Below are 14,502 nucleotides of genomic sequence, written 5' to 3'. Positions count from 1 at the left end.
TCCTGCGGAAACATCCGCACTGCGGGGTTGCTTCTTGGCTCTCAACAGGTCAAAGAAAAAGCACCCGCAAACGCCTTCGGGTGCCAATGCACAGACAGGAAGGGTTGCAGGTGCCTTCTTTGTTTTAGGAAACTCCGCGCTTGCGGGTCTTGAGGTGGTACATTTCCTGATCGGCTTTATCGATCAGGTCGTGCACGGTGGCAATGTCCGGCTCAAGACGGGCGCAGCCGATGCTGATCTCGATCTGGTAGGGCTTTCCGGAGGCGGCGTTGGCAGCGTCCAGCTCCCGCTGGATGGAGGCGATCAGGGTGCGCACCTCCACGCTGTTGCAGCCGCAGGCGATGCAAAATTCATCGCCGCCGTAGCGCGCCAGCACGCCGTTATAGTTGGCGCACACCTTTTTTAAAATGCCCGCCAGCAGCACCAGTGCGGCATCGCCCTCCAGGTGGCCGTATTCATCGTTGATGTGCTTGAAGTGATCCATGTCCATCATGAGGAAGTGCAGCGAGCGGTTGGGGTGACGGCGGTAGTAGGGCAGTTCGCTTTCCAGATACCGCAGCGCCACGATGCGGTTGCTGACGCCGGTCAGGGTATCCACCGTAAACTTGGTCTGCAACACCAGCACATACACGCACACCAGCCCCAGCGTAATGCCGCAGCACAGCAGCCCGCGCCCGGGCAGCCAGCCTTGCAGCAAAAAGCCTGCCGCCGGCGCAAGCGCGAGCAGCAGCAGGGTCTTCAGTTCCTCTTTGGGTGTTTCCTGCTTCCAGTTGCTCAGCGTCCAGCTGCAGCGGAGAAAGGCCGCCGCCAGATAGGCAAGCCCCACCAGCTTCGCCCCCCAGAACAGGGTGCTGCCCCGCAGCCCCTCTGCATCCAGATAGCAGAAGCCGTTTTCGTCCCGCGCTGTCAGCAGCGCCAGCAAAAGCAACGCCACCGGTGCGGCGCTGAGCGCCAGCCTGCGGCCGTCCTCCATCCATGTACGCCCCAGCTCTGCCTCCACATACAAAAACACCAGCTGGCAGCAGCACGCCGCCAGCAGATAAAACAGAATACTGCCCCCGGCGTTCAGCCGGTAGGTCAGGGGGATGCCCAGATCCTGCCACGCGCCCAGCTGCGCCAGCGCACTGCCATGATCTACGATCGTCAGCGCCCCGGCAGACCACAGCAGCGCCGTGAACAGCCGCCCGGGCAGACTTTTATCCCGCATTTTCTGCTGCGCCCGCAGCAAGACCGCCAGCGTGACCAGACAGACCACACTGACCTGAGTATGGGCAATCGCATCCATGCCGCAACGCTCTCCTTTACCCTAGGGCGGCTTTGCGCCGTCCCGCACCTTTTTCGCTCTTCCAACGTTCCTTTTCCGCACAGATTTATTGTACCAAATCCGTAACAGATATGCAACACAAACCGAAAATTTCATACAAAAAAGACACCGGAACGTCTTTCGGCGTTCCGGTGTCTCTTGGAATCATATCACTTTGCCTGCGGATGGGCGGCATCGTTGCGCAGGGCGCTTTCGCGGATCTTTTCCAGCGTCTGCTCGCTGAGGATGTGCTCTGCCTTGCAGGCGTCCTCGGCTGCGGTCTGCTCGTCCACGCCCAGCTGCACAAAGAAGTGGGTCAGCAGCTGGTGGCGGCTGTAAATGCGCTGAGCAATCTCCAGCCCGGGCTCCAGCAGGGTCAGGTTGCCTTCGCCGTCCACCGCGATATAGCCGTTCTCCCGCAGCTTTTTCATGGCGATGCTCACGCTGGCTTTGGTAAAGCCCAGCTCATTGACAACGTCAATGGAGCGCACTTTGCCCATACGCTGGCTCAGCATCAGGATCGTTTCAAGATAATCTTCTGCGGATTGGTGGATCTGCATGGTTTGTCCGGCCTCCTGCCTCATTCCCTCTGGGGGATTTTTCCGACAGGGGATGTGTACCCTCTGTCGTATGTTAAAGGATATCACACTTTTGCGGTTGATGCAAGTAATTCGCAGCAAGTTTTGTTAAACTAACCATATTTTTCTGCACAGAACTGCTGTTTTGCCGGTTTTGTACCGCGCCTGTTTTGTGCAAAGGGTGCAATTCTCGGCGTTTTTGCCTTACCGTGTGGCCAGATAGGCCGCAGGGCCTGCCTCGTACAGATCGCCGCCGTGGGCGTCCAGCACAACGGTCAGGGGCATATCCTGCACGGTCAGGCGGCGCACCGCCTCACAGCCCAGGTCCGGCCATGCGATCACTTCCAGCGTCTGTACGCTTTTGGCCATCAGTGCACCGGCACCGCCCAGCGCCGCCAGATATACCGCGCCGTTGCGCACCACAGCCGCCTTGACGGCGGCATCCCGCTTGCCCTTGCCGATCATGATCTTGTTGCCAAGATCCAGCAGCCGGGGGCTCATGGCGTCCATGCGCCCGCTGGTGGTAGGCCCTGCCGAGCCGATGACTTCGCCCGGGCGCTCCGGGGTGGGGCCTACATAATAGATGGCGCTGCCTTCCAGATCAAAAGGCAGAGTCTCGCCCTTGTCCAGTGCTTCCATCATCCGCTTGTGTGCCTGATCCCGGGCGGTATACACCACGCCGGAAAGCAGCACGGTATCCCCCGCTTTCAGCGGGGCAAGCTCCTGCGCAGTGCAGGGGGTAGTCAGTCTGTACTCCATCGTTCTCCCCTCCTTACAGCTCCGCGCTGGCGCGGCGGGTCACATGGCAGGAAACGTTCACCGCCACCGGCAGACCCGCCACATGGGTGGGCATCTGCTCAATGGCAAGGCCAAGACAGGTGGTCTTGCCGCCAAAGCCCTGCGGGCCGATGCCCAGTGCATTGATGGCGGTAAGCAGCTCCTGCTCCAGCTGGGCGTAGTAGGGGTCGGGGTTGGGGACATCCAGCGGGCGCAGCAGCGCCTTTTTGGCAAGATACGCCACCTTGTCAAAGCTGCCGCCCACGCCGATGCCCAGCACGATGGGCGGGCAGGGGTTGGAGCCCGCCAGACGCACGGTATCCACCACGAACTTTTTAAAGCCCTCCACGCCGTCGGCGGGTTTAAGCATCTGGATGCGGCTCATGTTCTCGCTGCCAAAGCCCTTGGGTGCTACCGTGATGCGGCAGCCCTCGCCGTCCACCAGATGCACCGTGATGGCCGCCGGGGTGTTATCGCCGGTGTTGCCCCGGCGCAGCGGGTCGGCCACGATGCTCTTGCGCAGGTAGCCATCGGTGTAGCCCCGGCGCACGCCCTCGTGGATGGCGGCTTCAAAGCTGCCGTCAATGTGCACATCCGTGCCCAGCTCCACGAACACGCAGGCCATGCCAGTGTCCTGACAGATGGGCAGGTCTTTCTCCTTTGCGGCGCCAAGGTTCGACCACAACAGGTCTAATGTGTTCTTTGCCAGCGGCCACGGCTCTTCTGCCCGGGCCTTTTCCAGCGCGGCCTGCACGTCCTGCGGCAGCTGAGTGTTGGCTTTAATGCAGAGCCGCGCCACCGTATCCGTAATGCTCTGTGCGGAGATCGTTCTCATGCCTGTATCCTCCGCTTACAGCCGTGCCACGCCGGTCTCGCGGGCAGCCTTTGCCACGGCATTTGCCACAGCCTCGGCCACGCGGGGGTCGAACGCGCCGGGAATGATGTTCTCCTCGCTGCGGTCGGCATCGGTGATGAGGTCTGCAATGGCGTAGGCAGCAGCCAGCTTCATCTCGTTGTTGATATCCCGGGCGCGGACGCTGAGCGCGCCCTTGAACAGGCCCGGGAAGCACAGCACATTGTTGACCTGATTGGGGAAGTCGCTGCGGCCGGTAGCCATCACCCGCACGCCGCCTGCCTTGGCCTCGTCCGGCATGATCTCCGGGATGGGGTTTGCCATGGCAAAGACGATGGCGTCCTTGTTCATGGTCTTGCACAGCTCAGTGGTCAGGATGCCGGGGCGGGACACACCGATGAACACGTCAGCGCCCTCCAGCGCTTCCTTCAGGCCGCCCTTGATCTGGCGGGGGTTGGTCACCTCGCCCAGCCAGTTCTTGTGCGCTTCGGCGCTGTTGCAGCCCTTGTACAGGGTGCCGAACTGATCCACCGCCACGATGTCCTTTGCACCGGCGGTCATGAGCATCTTGATGATGGCGGTACCGGCAGCGCCGGGGCCGTTCAGGACGATGTGCACGTCCTCCATCTTTTTATTCACCACCCGCAGGGCGTTGATGAGGGCAGCGGTGACCACGATGGCGGTGCCGTGCTGGTCGTCGTGGAACACAGGGATGTCCAGCTCCCGCTCCAAGGTCTCCTCGATCTCGAAGCACTCCGGGCTCTTGATGTCCTCCAGATTGATGCCGCCAAAGGTGGGTGCGATGGCCTTGCAGGCGGCGATGACGCTGGCAGCATCGTGGGCGTCGATGCAGATGGGGAAGGCGTCCACGCCGCCGAACTCCTTGAACAGCACGGCCTTGCCCTCCATGACCGGCAGACCGGCCTCCGGGCCGATGTCGCCGAGGCCCAGCACGGCGGTGCCGTTGGAGACAACGGCTACCATGTTGCCCTTGAAGGTGTACTTATACACATCCTCGGGGTTTTCCTTGATCTTGCGGCAGGGCTCTGCCACACCGGGGGTGTAGGCGGTGGACAGGTCGTCACGGGTGGCAACCTCCACCTTGCTCACGATGCCCACCTTTCCCTTGTGGGTCTCGTGCATTTCCAGAGCTGCTTTATTGTAATCCATGGTTTTATCCTCCAATTTCAGCAAAAGGCTTTCCCCCGCAGGGAAAGGCTCATACAGTTTTATTGTAACAGAACCGTCCGGGTATTTCCACCGGTTTTGCGGCATTTCCCGCCTCAAAGCGGGCAAAAGTGATACCTGTGCCGGACGGCATTTGTGGAATTTTCGCAAAAATCTTTTCTTTTCGCATTTTTCCGTTATAATAATAAGGTATGACATTTGCATTCTCCGTGAAAACGGTCTGCTATTTTTAGGAGGTATCTCTTTTGAAACGCATTACCAAGATCCTGTTGTGTGTGCTGTGCGCGGTGGCTGCTGTGCTGTGCGTAGCTGCGGCCTGCTTTATGCTGCTCAAAAAGCAGAGCGGCACCACGGCATCCTCTGCCGCATCCGGCGCAAGCGTGTCCATCTACGGCAAGGTGTCAGATTTCGACTACGCCAGCTTCGATTATTCTGAGGGGCTGGACGATAACGGCCACTGGACCGGCATCCGCGCACTGGACTATGTGACGCTGCCGGAGGATGTATCCGCGCTGCCGCTTTCCAAGGCTGATATCGAGCCTACCGAGACAGAGATCCAGACTCAGATCGACACTTTGCTGAACCAGTACGCCACCACCCAGAACATCACCGACCGGGCAGCCCAGAGCGGCGACACCGTGAACATCGACTATTCCGGCGCGGTGGATGGCGTAGCCTTTACCGGCGGCACCGCCACCGGCTACGACCTGACGCTGGGCAGCCACGCCTTTATTGACGGCTTCGAGGATCAGATCATCGGCCACAACATCGGTGACACCTTTGATGTGACCGTCACCTTCCCGGAGGGCTACGGCGACTCCACCGATGCCGAGGGCAACACCATCACCCTCAGCGGCAAGGAGGCCGTGTTCAGCGTGACCCTGAACGCCATCACCCAGAGCGTTGTCCCCACCCTGACCGACGAGTGGGTGGAGACCAATTTTGCCGCCAGCGACGACCTGCACACCGCAGACGCCCTGCGCCAGTACTTTGACAGCGCCCTGTACGCCAACAATCTGGACAACGCCGCGATGGACTATCTGCTCACGAACTCCACCTTCAAGGAGATTCCCACCCAGATCACCAGCTACTACATCCGTATGTTCCTGAACTACCACTCTCAGCTGGCTACCCAGTACGGCATGGAGCTGGACGCCTACGCACAGGCCAAGGGCTACGCCGATGCCGACGCGATGCTGGCGGATTCCGACGCTTACTTTGAGCATCTGGCCAAGCAGGATCTGGTCTTTCAGGCCATTGCGGAGCAGCTGGACATCACCCCCACACAGGAGCAGATCGACAGCGCTAACAGCTCCTACGCCGACACCTACGGCGCACAGCGCAGCATGCTGAACGCCTTGCAGTTGGCGGTGCTGGACAAGGTGGAGGAAAGCGCCGTGCTTTCCTGACAATGCACCTGCCGGGGCGTGAACGATTTCAATGCGCTCCGCTTTGCTCTGCGCATAAATAGCGGAAAAATTATTTTTAATAGAGCAATGCCGGAGCGTCTGCGGACGCTCCGGCATTGCATTTTCACGGAAGTGGGCGTAGAGGAAAACGGCAGCTGCCGCGCCGCTTTCTGCGAAAGCGCGGCGCGGCGGGCGTGCCCGCTCCCCCGGGGGGAGCTGTCGCGCAGCGACTGAGGGGCTATAAATGGAGAAGCGAAAAAAGCGTTAAAGCGATAGCGCCGACTGGCGCAGCGCTAGCTTTTTTGTGCTTCGACTTCTTCTTTAGGATTGTCAAGGGCGTGCAGCCCTTGGCCCGTTGCGGGGTGGGTGGAGTCCAGAGGTAGGGAGGGGGGAGTCGGAACACCCCTCCCTGCCTCTGGCCCAGCGGAGCGTCCTTGCACGCTGAAAGCAAGCAGAAGCTTTCCCCCAGCGGCGTTGCAGATGAATTTTCCGCTGCATTTTCTCCTTACAAAGCAAAAGGCCGCTGCACGGTGAGGTGCAGCGGCCTTGGTTTTCCACGTTTTTACTTGGCGGTGTTGATAAAGCTGCGGTTATCCCACAGGTACTTGATGCCGGAAATGGCGGTCACAGCGGCCACCAGCCAGCACAGGGCGATAGAGACCACCACCACGATGGAAACACTGTCCACCGTACCGCGGTAGCTCAGCGCCGTGCCGAAGAAGTAGAAGATGATGCTCAGCATCTGCAGCACGGTCTTGACCTTGCCCCACATGTTGGCAGCGATGACCTTGCCGTCCTTTGCGCCGGCGGCCACCATGCGCAGACCGGACACTGCAAACTCGCGGGCCAGAATGATGCACAGTACCACGGGGCTGCACACACCGTCCCGCAGCATGTAGATGAAGGCCACGGTGGTCAGCAGCTTATCGGCCAGCGGGTCGGCAAACTTGCCGAAATCGGTGACCATGTGCCACTTGCGTGCCAGATGGCCGTCCAGATAATCGGTAAAGCTGGCAGCAGCGAACACGATGCCGGCCAGCAGGTAGAAGGTGGCGTTAAAATTGCCGTCCACGATGCTGTCCAGACTGGTCAGGGACACAAAGATCATGAACACCGGCACCAGAATGATGCGGGTCAGGGTAAGTTTATTGGGCAGATTCATAGGTTTTATCCTCCAATTCGTTATTTTACGACTGTACCATACAGATCGTAAAGGTCGCTGTCCTCTACCAGCACATCATAGAACTGGCCGGGGTACAGCGGTTCCTCGCTGGAAACGCAGACGCAGCCGTCCACTTCCGGCGCATCGCCGGTGGTGCGGCAGAGGTACAGACCGTTTTCCTCGTCGATGCCGTCACACAGAACGTGCACGGTCTGGCCCACCTTTTCGGCCTGCTTCTGCGCCATGATGCCGGTCTGGATCTGCATTACCAGCTCGGCGCGCTTGTCCTTGACTTCCTGCTCGATCTGACCGTCCATCCGTGCTGCCACGGTGTTCTCCTCAGCGGAGTAGGCAAAGCAGCCCAGACGGTCGAACTGCACCTCTTTGACAAAGTTGCACAGATCCTCGAACTGCTCCTCGGTCTCGCCGGGGAAGCCTGCGATCAGGGTGGTGCGCAGAGTGATGCCGGGGATCTCGCGGCGCAGCTTGCCGATGACCTCCAGCAGCTCCGCACGGGTGGAGCGGCGGTTCATGTTCTTGAGGATGGTATCGTTGCAGTGCTGGATGGGCAGGTCGAGGTAGGGCACCACCTTCTCGTTGCGCTTCATGGCGGCGATGAATTCATCGGTGATGCGCTCCGGGTAGGCGTACATGATGCGGATCCATTCCAGCCCCGGCACCTTGTTCAGCTTGTCCAGCAGCTCACAGATGCTGCCGGGTTTGCCCCAGTCCTCGCCGTAGGCGGTGGGGTCCTGCGCCACAACAATAAGCTCCTTCACGCCCTCACCGGCCAGCCAGCGGGCTTCGGCAACGCAGTCGGCCATATCGCGGCTGTGCAGCGGGCCGCGGATGCCCGGGATGGCGCAGTAGTGGCAGCGGTTGTTGCAGCCCTCGGCGATCTTTAAGTACGCATAGTGGGCGGGCGTGCCGATGACACGCTTGCCGCCCAGCGGGAAGTCCTTTTTGGCACCGTAGCTTTCCAGATGATCCTCGCCGTGGAACAGCCGCTCCACGATGGTGTCAATGGCCTTGTTGGAAGCGCAGCCCACAACGGCGTCCACCTCGGGGATTTCTTCCTCGATCTGGCTGCGGTAGCGCTCGGCCAAGCACCCGGTAACGATGACCTTCAGGTTCGGGTTCTGCTGCTTGTAGGCGCAGGCTTCCAGAATGTTTTCAATGGCTTCGGTCTTGGCGCTCTCGATAAAGCCGCAGGTGTTCACAAGAATGACATCTGCTTCGGCCAGATCGGCCACGGTCTCGTGCCCGGCAGACAGCAGGATGTGCACCATCACATCCAGATCCACCTGATTTTTCGGACAGCCAAGGGAAATACACGCAATTTTCATAAGGGATGATACTCTCTTTCTCTTTTGAGGGATGCTTTTGATTTTGACGATTTAAGGATTTAAAATGCGCTCCGCGTTCGCTTTGCGCATCATCAGCGGAAGAATTATTTATAATTTCGCGTTTGTCGCGCTCTGCGGAGCGCTCCAAACGCTATTTTCACAGGAGGGGTTTAGAACGAACTCCCTCAGTCAAAACCTGTCGGTTTTGACAGCTCCCTCTGGGAGGGAGCCTTTGGCATGGCGGGAAAGTTTCCGGGCGTGCCCGCTCCCCCGGGGGGAGCTGTCGCGCAGCGACTGAGGGGCTTTAAATCGGCGGAGCCGGAAAAAACGGTTAAAAGATCTTCACGCCGAACAGGCGTGAATCTTCAGTTTTTTCCGGTGTAGCCCACTTCTTTAGGATCGTCAAGGGCGTGCAGCCCTTGACCCGTTGCGGGGTGGGTGGAGTCCAGAGGTAGGGAGGGGGGAATCGGAACACCCCTCCCTACCTCTGGCCCAGCGGAGCGTCTTTGCACGCTGAAAACAAGCAAAAAGTCACCCCGCGGAGCGCAATGCACTTTTCCGGTTCTCTTTTGGTGTCAAAAGAGAACCTCTCCCGTCTACCGCCTCTACCCTTCCTCCTCCACCCTGCGGATGGCTTCCTTGATGACAGGGTAGGCAAAACCGCGGCGCTGCAGCGCCGCCACCACAAGGTCGCGACGGCCGATAGCAAGCTTTTTGCGGTAGCGGCTGTCCACCAGCGCGGCGGCGGCTTCCAGCTCCGGGTCATCGCCGCCGTCCTCCGGGGCGTAGACCGCTTCCAGCGCGCCCGCTACCTCGGCGGGGGCAAGCCCCTTCTGGCGCAGGCTCTGGGCGGCGGCGCGGCGGCTTTTGCGGGCAGCCAGCAGACTGTGTGCCCGTGCTTCGGCGTAGCGGGCATCGTTCACATAGTCCAGCTGCACCATCTCCGCCACAGCAGCGGCAGCGGCCTGTTCGGTATAGCGGCGGCACAGCCGCTCATACAGCATATTGGCAGAGACCTCCTGCCCGGCCAGCGTTTCCAGCGCGCTGGCCCGCGCCTTGGCGGGGTCGGCGCACTTTTCCGCATCCGGGCGGGGTCGACGGCGGTAGAAGGCCATTTAGTCCTCCACCATGATATCCAGCTCGCTCTCGCTGCTGCGGGTGGGTGCCTTGACCACCGGCTCCTTTGCGGCGGCGGGGTCGGCGGGCTTCTCCACTGCGGCGGCGCGGCCGGCCGGACGGCGGGTGGCGTACAGCTTATCGGCGTTGGCGCGGATCTGACCCTCGATGTCGTTTGCGATCTCGGGGTTATCCTTCAGGAACTGCTTGGCGTTGTCGCGGCCCTGACCCAGACGGATATCGCCGTAGTTGAACCATGCGCCGCTCTTCTGCACGATGCCCAGCTTGACACCCACATCGATGAGCTCGCTCATTTTGGAGATGCCCTCGCCGAACATGATATCGAACTCGGCCTCACGGAACGGCGGAGCCACCTTGTTCTTCACGATCTTGGCGCGGGTGTGGTTGCCGATGAACTGACCGGAGGAGTCCTTCAGACCCTCCACGCGGCGGATGTCGATACGCACCGAGGCGTAGTACTTCAGGGCGCGGCCGCCGGTGGTCACCTCCGGGTTGCCGTACATGACGCCCACCTTCTCACGCAGCTGGTTGATGAACACGCAGACCGTGTTGGTCTTGCCGATGACACTGGTCAGCTTACGCATGGCCTGACTCATCAGACGTGCCTGCAGGCCCACATGGCTGTCGCCCATCTCGCCCTCGATCTCGGCGCGGGGCACCATAGCGGCTACCGAGTCCACTACGATGGCATCAATGGCACCGGAGCGCACCAGTGCTTCGCAGATCTCCATGGCCTGCTCGCCGGTGTCCGGCTGGCTGACCAGCAGGTTGTTGATGTCCACGCCCAGCGCCTCGGCATAGGTGGGGTCCAGTGCGTGCTCAACGTCGATAAAGGCCACCTCGCCGCCCTTCTTCTGGGCTTCGGCAAGGATGTGCAGTGCCAGCGTGGTCTTACCGCTGGATTCCGGGCCGTACACCTCGATGATGCGGCCGCGCGGCACACCGCCCACGCCCAGCGCCAGATCCAGCCCCAGACTGCCGGTAGAGATGGCATCCACCTGCATGGAGGCGTTGTCGCCCAGCTTCATGACGGCACCCTTGCCGAACTGCTTTTCGATCTGCGCCAGCGCCGTAGCCAGCGCGTCCTTCTTGGCTTCCGGCTCGGTCTTTTGGGTGGCCGGTGCAACGTTGTTGTTCTGATTTTTTGCCATAGCCTGCTGCTCCTTTTATCCTTTGGGCCCGCAGAGGGCGGGCTGTCCTTCGCTTTCCTTCTTAGTATAACACAAAATCAAAATATTACAACAAGAAGTTGTTTGTTTTTTCCAATTTATTTTGGGCGGCGGGCAGTCACGCAGCGGTCGTTGCCGCCAAAGTCCTGAATGCAGCGGATCTCTGCCCAGCCGTTCTCTGCCAGCAGGGCGGTTACAGCCTCCCGCTGCTGCCAGCCGATCTCCAATACCAGCGCCCCGCCGGGGCACAGCGCGTTTTTGTAGTGCTGCGCCAGCGCACGGTAGAACACAAGACCGTCCTCCCCGGCTTCCAGCGCCATGGCAGGCTCCTGTGCCACCTCGGGCTGCAGCTGCTCCATCTCGGCGGCGGTCAGGTAGGGCGGGTTCGAGACGATGAGCTCCAGCTGTCCCTCCGGCAGGGTCTCCCAGTAGGTGAACAGGTCTGCCTGCACCGGCTGCACCGCGTAGGCGGGCTTTCTGCCTGCCCGCAGCGCGTTCAGCGCCGGGCCCCAGTCAAAAGTAGGCGCATCCGCCTGCTCGAGGGCAGAGGGTTCCAGCACATTCTCGGTCTGTCTGCCCTGCCCGGTCAGGGCGCAGCGGGCGTTCTTTTCCAGATAGGCAAAGGCCGCAGGGCTTTTTTCCACGCAGGTCACCTGCGCGGCGGGGCAGAAGCGCTTGACCCCCAGCCCCAGACAGCCTGTTCCGGCGCAGAGGTCCAGCACCCGGGGCGCTGCGATGCCCGCAAGGGTCTCGGCGGCGGCCTGTGCCACCACCTCGGTATCTGCCCGGGGGCAGAGCACCCCGGGGCCCACCGCCAACTCAAAGTCTAAAAAGCTCCAGCTGCCGCAGAGGTACTGCAGCGGTTCCCGCGCGGCGCGGCGGGTGCAGAGTACTTCCAGCGCCGCCGCCTGCTCTGCGGTCAGCGGACGGTCGGAAAGGCGCACGTCCCGCCCGGTCGCCAGCCGGAACAGCTCCCGCGCGTCAAAGTCTGCGTCCGGGCAGCCTGCGGCGGTCAGCCGCTGCTCCACCTCCCGCACCGCTGCGCGGGGGAGCATTGCTTCGCTTACCATTTACCCTCCTCCGGGTTTTCAGGCAGCACGGGGGTGATGGCGGCAATGGCCACCTCGATCATGCTGTCGTCCGGCTCAAAGACGGTGAGGTGCTGCACCCAGATGCCCGGCTGCCGGATGATGCGAGTGGCGATGTTATCCGACCGGCCGCACCACTTGAGCAGCTCGTAGCTGATGCCCATGACCAGCGGCAGCAGCAGCAGCTTGCACACCACCCGCAGACCGATGCTGCCCCACGGCAGCACGCTGTACAGAAACACGCTGACGATGACCACCAGAATGAGGAAGCTGGTGCCGCAGCGGGGATGAAAACGGGTATACTTGCGCACGTTCTCCACGGTCAGCGGGTCGCCTGCCTCGTAGCAGGCAATGGTCTTGTGCTCTGCACCGTGGTACTCAAACACGCGGTGGATCTCCTTCATTTTGGAGATGCCCACCATATAGGTCAGGAAGATGGCCACCTTCAGCACGGCTTCCAGCACCACCTTGCCCCAGCGCCCCAGCGGCAGCAGACGGTTCACCCCGCCCACAAGGAAGGTGGGCAGCACGGTGAACAGCAAAATCGCCAGCAGACCGCCCAGCACCGCCGCCACGGTCATCAGCGCATTCTCGGCTTTTTCGCCCAGATGCTCCCCCACCCATTTTTCAAAGGCGGTCTCCTCCTCGGCGGGGTCGTAGTCGTCCCCCATGCTCACCTGTGCCGAGTACATCATGTAGCGGTAGCCCACGATCATGCTTTCGATCATGGCAATGGCACCGCGCACCAGCGGGATCTTCATCCATACCCCGTGGGCGGGGGTGGGGTCGAGCTTGGTCTCAATGGTGCCGTCCGGCTTGCGCACGGCGCAGCACATCTGCTTGGGGCCGCGCATCATGATGCCCTCCATCAGTGCCTGCCCGCCTACGCTGGTCTTAAAGCGTTCCTTTTTAGGTTGATTCATTGGCTTCTCCCGATATCCGCTCCTGCCGCTTTGGGCAAAGGGCGGTCTTTTTTGTATTATATCCGGGTCAGAACCCGGGCAAAATTTATTCTAGCACACAAATGTGACAAAATCTGTGTTTTGGGTGCTGCTCACGCCTTATGGTACAGCGGCAGACCCAAGGTGACCACGGTGCCGCGCCCGAGGGTGCTCTTGATATCCAGCGTGCCGTCCAGCGCGGTCATGATGGAATCCACCAGCGCCAGACCGATGCCGCTGCCGCGCACCGAGTTGCTGCCCTTGTAGAACTTAGTCTTTACGTTTTCCAGATCCTCCGGCGGGATGCCGCGTCCCTGATCGATGATCTCCACAAAGGCCTTGTACTCCCCTGCCCACAGTTTGACCGTGATGCGCCCGCCGGGGGCAGAGTATTTGATGGCGTTATCCAGAATATTGATGAACACCTGCCGCAGACGGTCCGGGTCGGCGTAGACAGGGATCATCTCCTCCGGCTCGGCGTAGTGGAGCAGCAGCCCCTCCTGCCGGATGCGCGCCTCGCAGAAGAGCACCGCATCGGTCAACTCTGCCACCAAGTCCAGCGGACGGCACTCCATGCGGATGCGTCCGTTCTGCAGGCGGCTGAAATCCAGCAGCTCCTCCACCATATTGTTCAGCCGCCCGGTCTCGTTGTTGATGATCTCCAGTCCTTTGCGGTAGTTCTCGTCGGTGGGGTCGTCTAGGGTCATCAAGGTCTCCACCCAGCCCCGGATGGAGGTAAGCGGGGTGCGCAGCTCGTGGGACACCGAGCTGATGAACTCGTTCTTCATCTTCTCGGTCTCTTCCAGTCCCTCGGCCATCTGATTGATGGTGCCGCGCAGCCGGTCCACCTCGTCGTGAGGGTCGCCGGTCAGGGGCAGACGCACGTCCAGCTCGCCCCGGGCGATGCCGGCGGCGGTGCGCTCCACCTGCCCCAGCGGCACCACGATGCCCCGCACGAAGTACAGCCCGGACATGATCGTAAACAGCAAGATCGCCACCGCAAGGAACACACTGATAATGATGGCGTTTTTGACCTGCCGCTCCACCAGCGCCAGACTGGTGACCAGCCGCAGCGCGGCCACGTCCTCGGCGTCGTAGGGCACCAGCGAGCAGGCCGCCATGACTATCTCGCCAGACTGGGTGCGGTACACCGCCACGCCCAGACCGTCCGGGCCGTTGAGCGCCTGCTCAAAGTCCTTACTGCTGACGATGCCTTCCGCATCCGTACCGCTGGAGGAGGCGATCACGCCGCCGTAGCTGTCCAGCAGCATGAACTCGTATTTGTCCTTATCGGCAAACTGTTCCACCATGCGCCGCAGCGCCAGACTGCGGCTGGCAGCCGCGCTCTGGGCGGTATCGCCGGTATACATTTTCAGCTGACCGGTCACCGAGGAGAACCGCCGGTACATGATCTGCTGCACACTGCCGTAGTAGCTGCGGGTATAGCTGTACAAAAACATTGCCTCGGCCAGCAGCACCACCAGTACGGTGATGAGCAGGTTGCCCCGCAGCCAGCGGCGGGTGATACCGCTTCGCATAACAGTGTCCTCC

General features: G+C 61.1%; 14 protein-coding genes. 1 reads left to right on the top strand and 13 read right to left on the bottom strand.

The window, feature by feature from the left end; genetic code table 11:
• Nucleotides 1-124: 124 nt before the first annotated feature.
• The 6 genes from C7J97_RS08345 to C7J97_RS15215 all read right to left on the bottom strand — a co-directional run bounded on the left by C7J97_RS08345 (nucleotide 125) and on the right by C7J97_RS15215 (nucleotide 4,868).
• Nucleotides 125-1,285 carry a GGDEF domain-containing protein gene (locus C7J97_RS08345; RefSeq protein WP_113992646.1) on the bottom strand — a complete coding sequence of 387 codons (1,161 nt, stop codon included), beginning with the start codon at nucleotides 1,283-1,285 and terminating at the stop codon, nucleotides 125-127.
• A gap of 188 nt (nucleotides 1,286-1,473) precedes the next feature.
• A complete protein-coding gene (locus C7J97_RS08340; protein ID WP_015537258.1) occupies nucleotides 1,474-1,863 on the bottom strand; it encodes a metal-dependent transcriptional regulator in 390 nt (129 codons plus the stop codon).
• A 222-nt stretch (nucleotides 1,864-2,085) separates the two neighbouring features.
• Nucleotides 2,086-2,640, bottom strand: a complete 555-nt coding sequence (locus C7J97_RS08335; RefSeq protein ID WP_113992647.1) for a Fe-S-containing hydro-lyase — start codon at nucleotides 2,638-2,640, stop codon at nucleotides 2,086-2,088.
• A gap of 13 nt (nucleotides 2,641-2,653) precedes the next feature.
• Nucleotides 2,654-3,493 carry a fumarate hydratase gene (locus C7J97_RS08330; protein WP_113992648.1) on the bottom strand — a complete coding sequence of 280 codons (840 nt, stop codon included), beginning with the start codon at nucleotides 3,491-3,493 and terminating at the stop codon, nucleotides 2,654-2,656.
• A gap of 15 nt (nucleotides 3,494-3,508) precedes the next feature.
• Entirely contained in the window at nucleotides 3,509-4,681 is a 1,173-nt protein-coding gene (locus C7J97_RS08325) for an NAD(P)-dependent malic enzyme (RefSeq protein ID WP_113992649.1), read from the bottom strand.
• Nucleotides 4,682-4,730: 49 nt separating this feature from the next.
• A complete protein-coding gene (locus C7J97_RS15215; RefSeq protein ID WP_207657566.1) occupies nucleotides 4,731-4,868 on the bottom strand; it encodes a hypothetical protein in 138 nt (45 codons plus the stop codon).
• Nucleotides 4,869-4,944: 76 nt separating this feature from the next.
• Here C7J97_RS15215 and C7J97_RS08320 point away from each other — a divergent pair, with 76 nt between their 5' ends.
• On the top strand, nucleotides 4,945-6,108 hold the full coding sequence (locus C7J97_RS08320) for a trigger factor (protein ID WP_242983472.1): 1,164 nt from the start codon (nucleotides 4,945-4,947) through the stop codon (nucleotides 6,106-6,108).
• A 562-nt stretch (nucleotides 6,109-6,670) separates the two neighbouring features.
• On the opposite strand, the gene pgsA is transcribed toward C7J97_RS08320, so the two are convergent.
• The 7 genes from pgsA to C7J97_RS08270 all read right to left on the bottom strand — a co-directional run bounded on the left by pgsA (nucleotide 6,671) and on the right by C7J97_RS08270 (nucleotide 14,489).
• The gene (gene pgsA, locus C7J97_RS08305; RefSeq protein WP_015537256.1) at nucleotides 6,671-7,270 is read right to left on the bottom strand and encodes a CDP-diacylglycerol--glycerol-3-phosphate 3-phosphatidyltransferase; all 600 of its coding nucleotides are present in this window, start codon (nucleotides 7,268-7,270) and stop codon (nucleotides 6,671-6,673) included.
• Nucleotides 7,271-7,290: 20 nt separating this feature from the next.
• Complete coding sequence (rimO, locus tag C7J97_RS08300) at nucleotides 7,291-8,616, bottom strand: 30S ribosomal protein S12 methylthiotransferase RimO (protein WP_005921803.1); 1,326 nt, start codon at nucleotides 8,614-8,616, stop codon at nucleotides 7,291-7,293.
• A 605-nt stretch (nucleotides 8,617-9,221) separates the two neighbouring features.
• Complete coding sequence (locus C7J97_RS08290) at nucleotides 9,222-9,731, bottom strand: regulatory protein RecX (RefSeq protein WP_112090924.1); 510 nt, start codon at nucleotides 9,729-9,731, stop codon at nucleotides 9,222-9,224.
• Nucleotides 9,732-10,904: a recombinase RecA gene (gene recA, locus C7J97_RS08285; RefSeq protein ID WP_097779121.1), complete on the bottom strand. Its 1,173-nt coding sequence runs from the start codon at nucleotides 10,902-10,904 to the stop codon at nucleotides 9,732-9,734.
• Between the two features lie 116 nt (nucleotides 10,905-11,020).
• Nucleotides 11,021-11,992 (bottom strand): N5-glutamine methyltransferase family protein, encoded by a 972-nt coding sequence (locus tag C7J97_RS08280; protein ID WP_113992651.1) that lies wholly within the window; start codon nucleotides 11,990-11,992, stop codon nucleotides 11,021-11,023.
• Entirely contained in the window at nucleotides 11,986-12,933 is a 948-nt protein-coding gene (locus C7J97_RS08275; RefSeq protein ID WP_113992652.1) for a DUF1385 domain-containing protein, read from the bottom strand. The genes C7J97_RS08280 and C7J97_RS08275 overlap by 7 nt, the downstream gene beginning before the upstream one ends.
• Nucleotides 12,934-13,064: 131 nt before the next feature.
• Nucleotides 13,065-14,489: a sensor histidine kinase gene (locus C7J97_RS08270; RefSeq protein ID WP_113992653.1), complete on the bottom strand. Its 1,425-nt coding sequence runs from the start codon at nucleotides 14,487-14,489 to the stop codon at nucleotides 13,065-13,067.
• Between the last annotated feature and the right edge of the window lie 13 nt (nucleotides 14,490-14,502).

Source organism: Faecalibacterium prausnitzii (assembly GCF_003324185.1).
GTDB lineage: Bacteria > Bacillota > Clostridia > Oscillospirales > Ruminococcaceae > Faecalibacterium > Faecalibacterium prausnitzii.
This window is presented reverse-complemented; position numbering and strand designations above follow the sequence as displayed.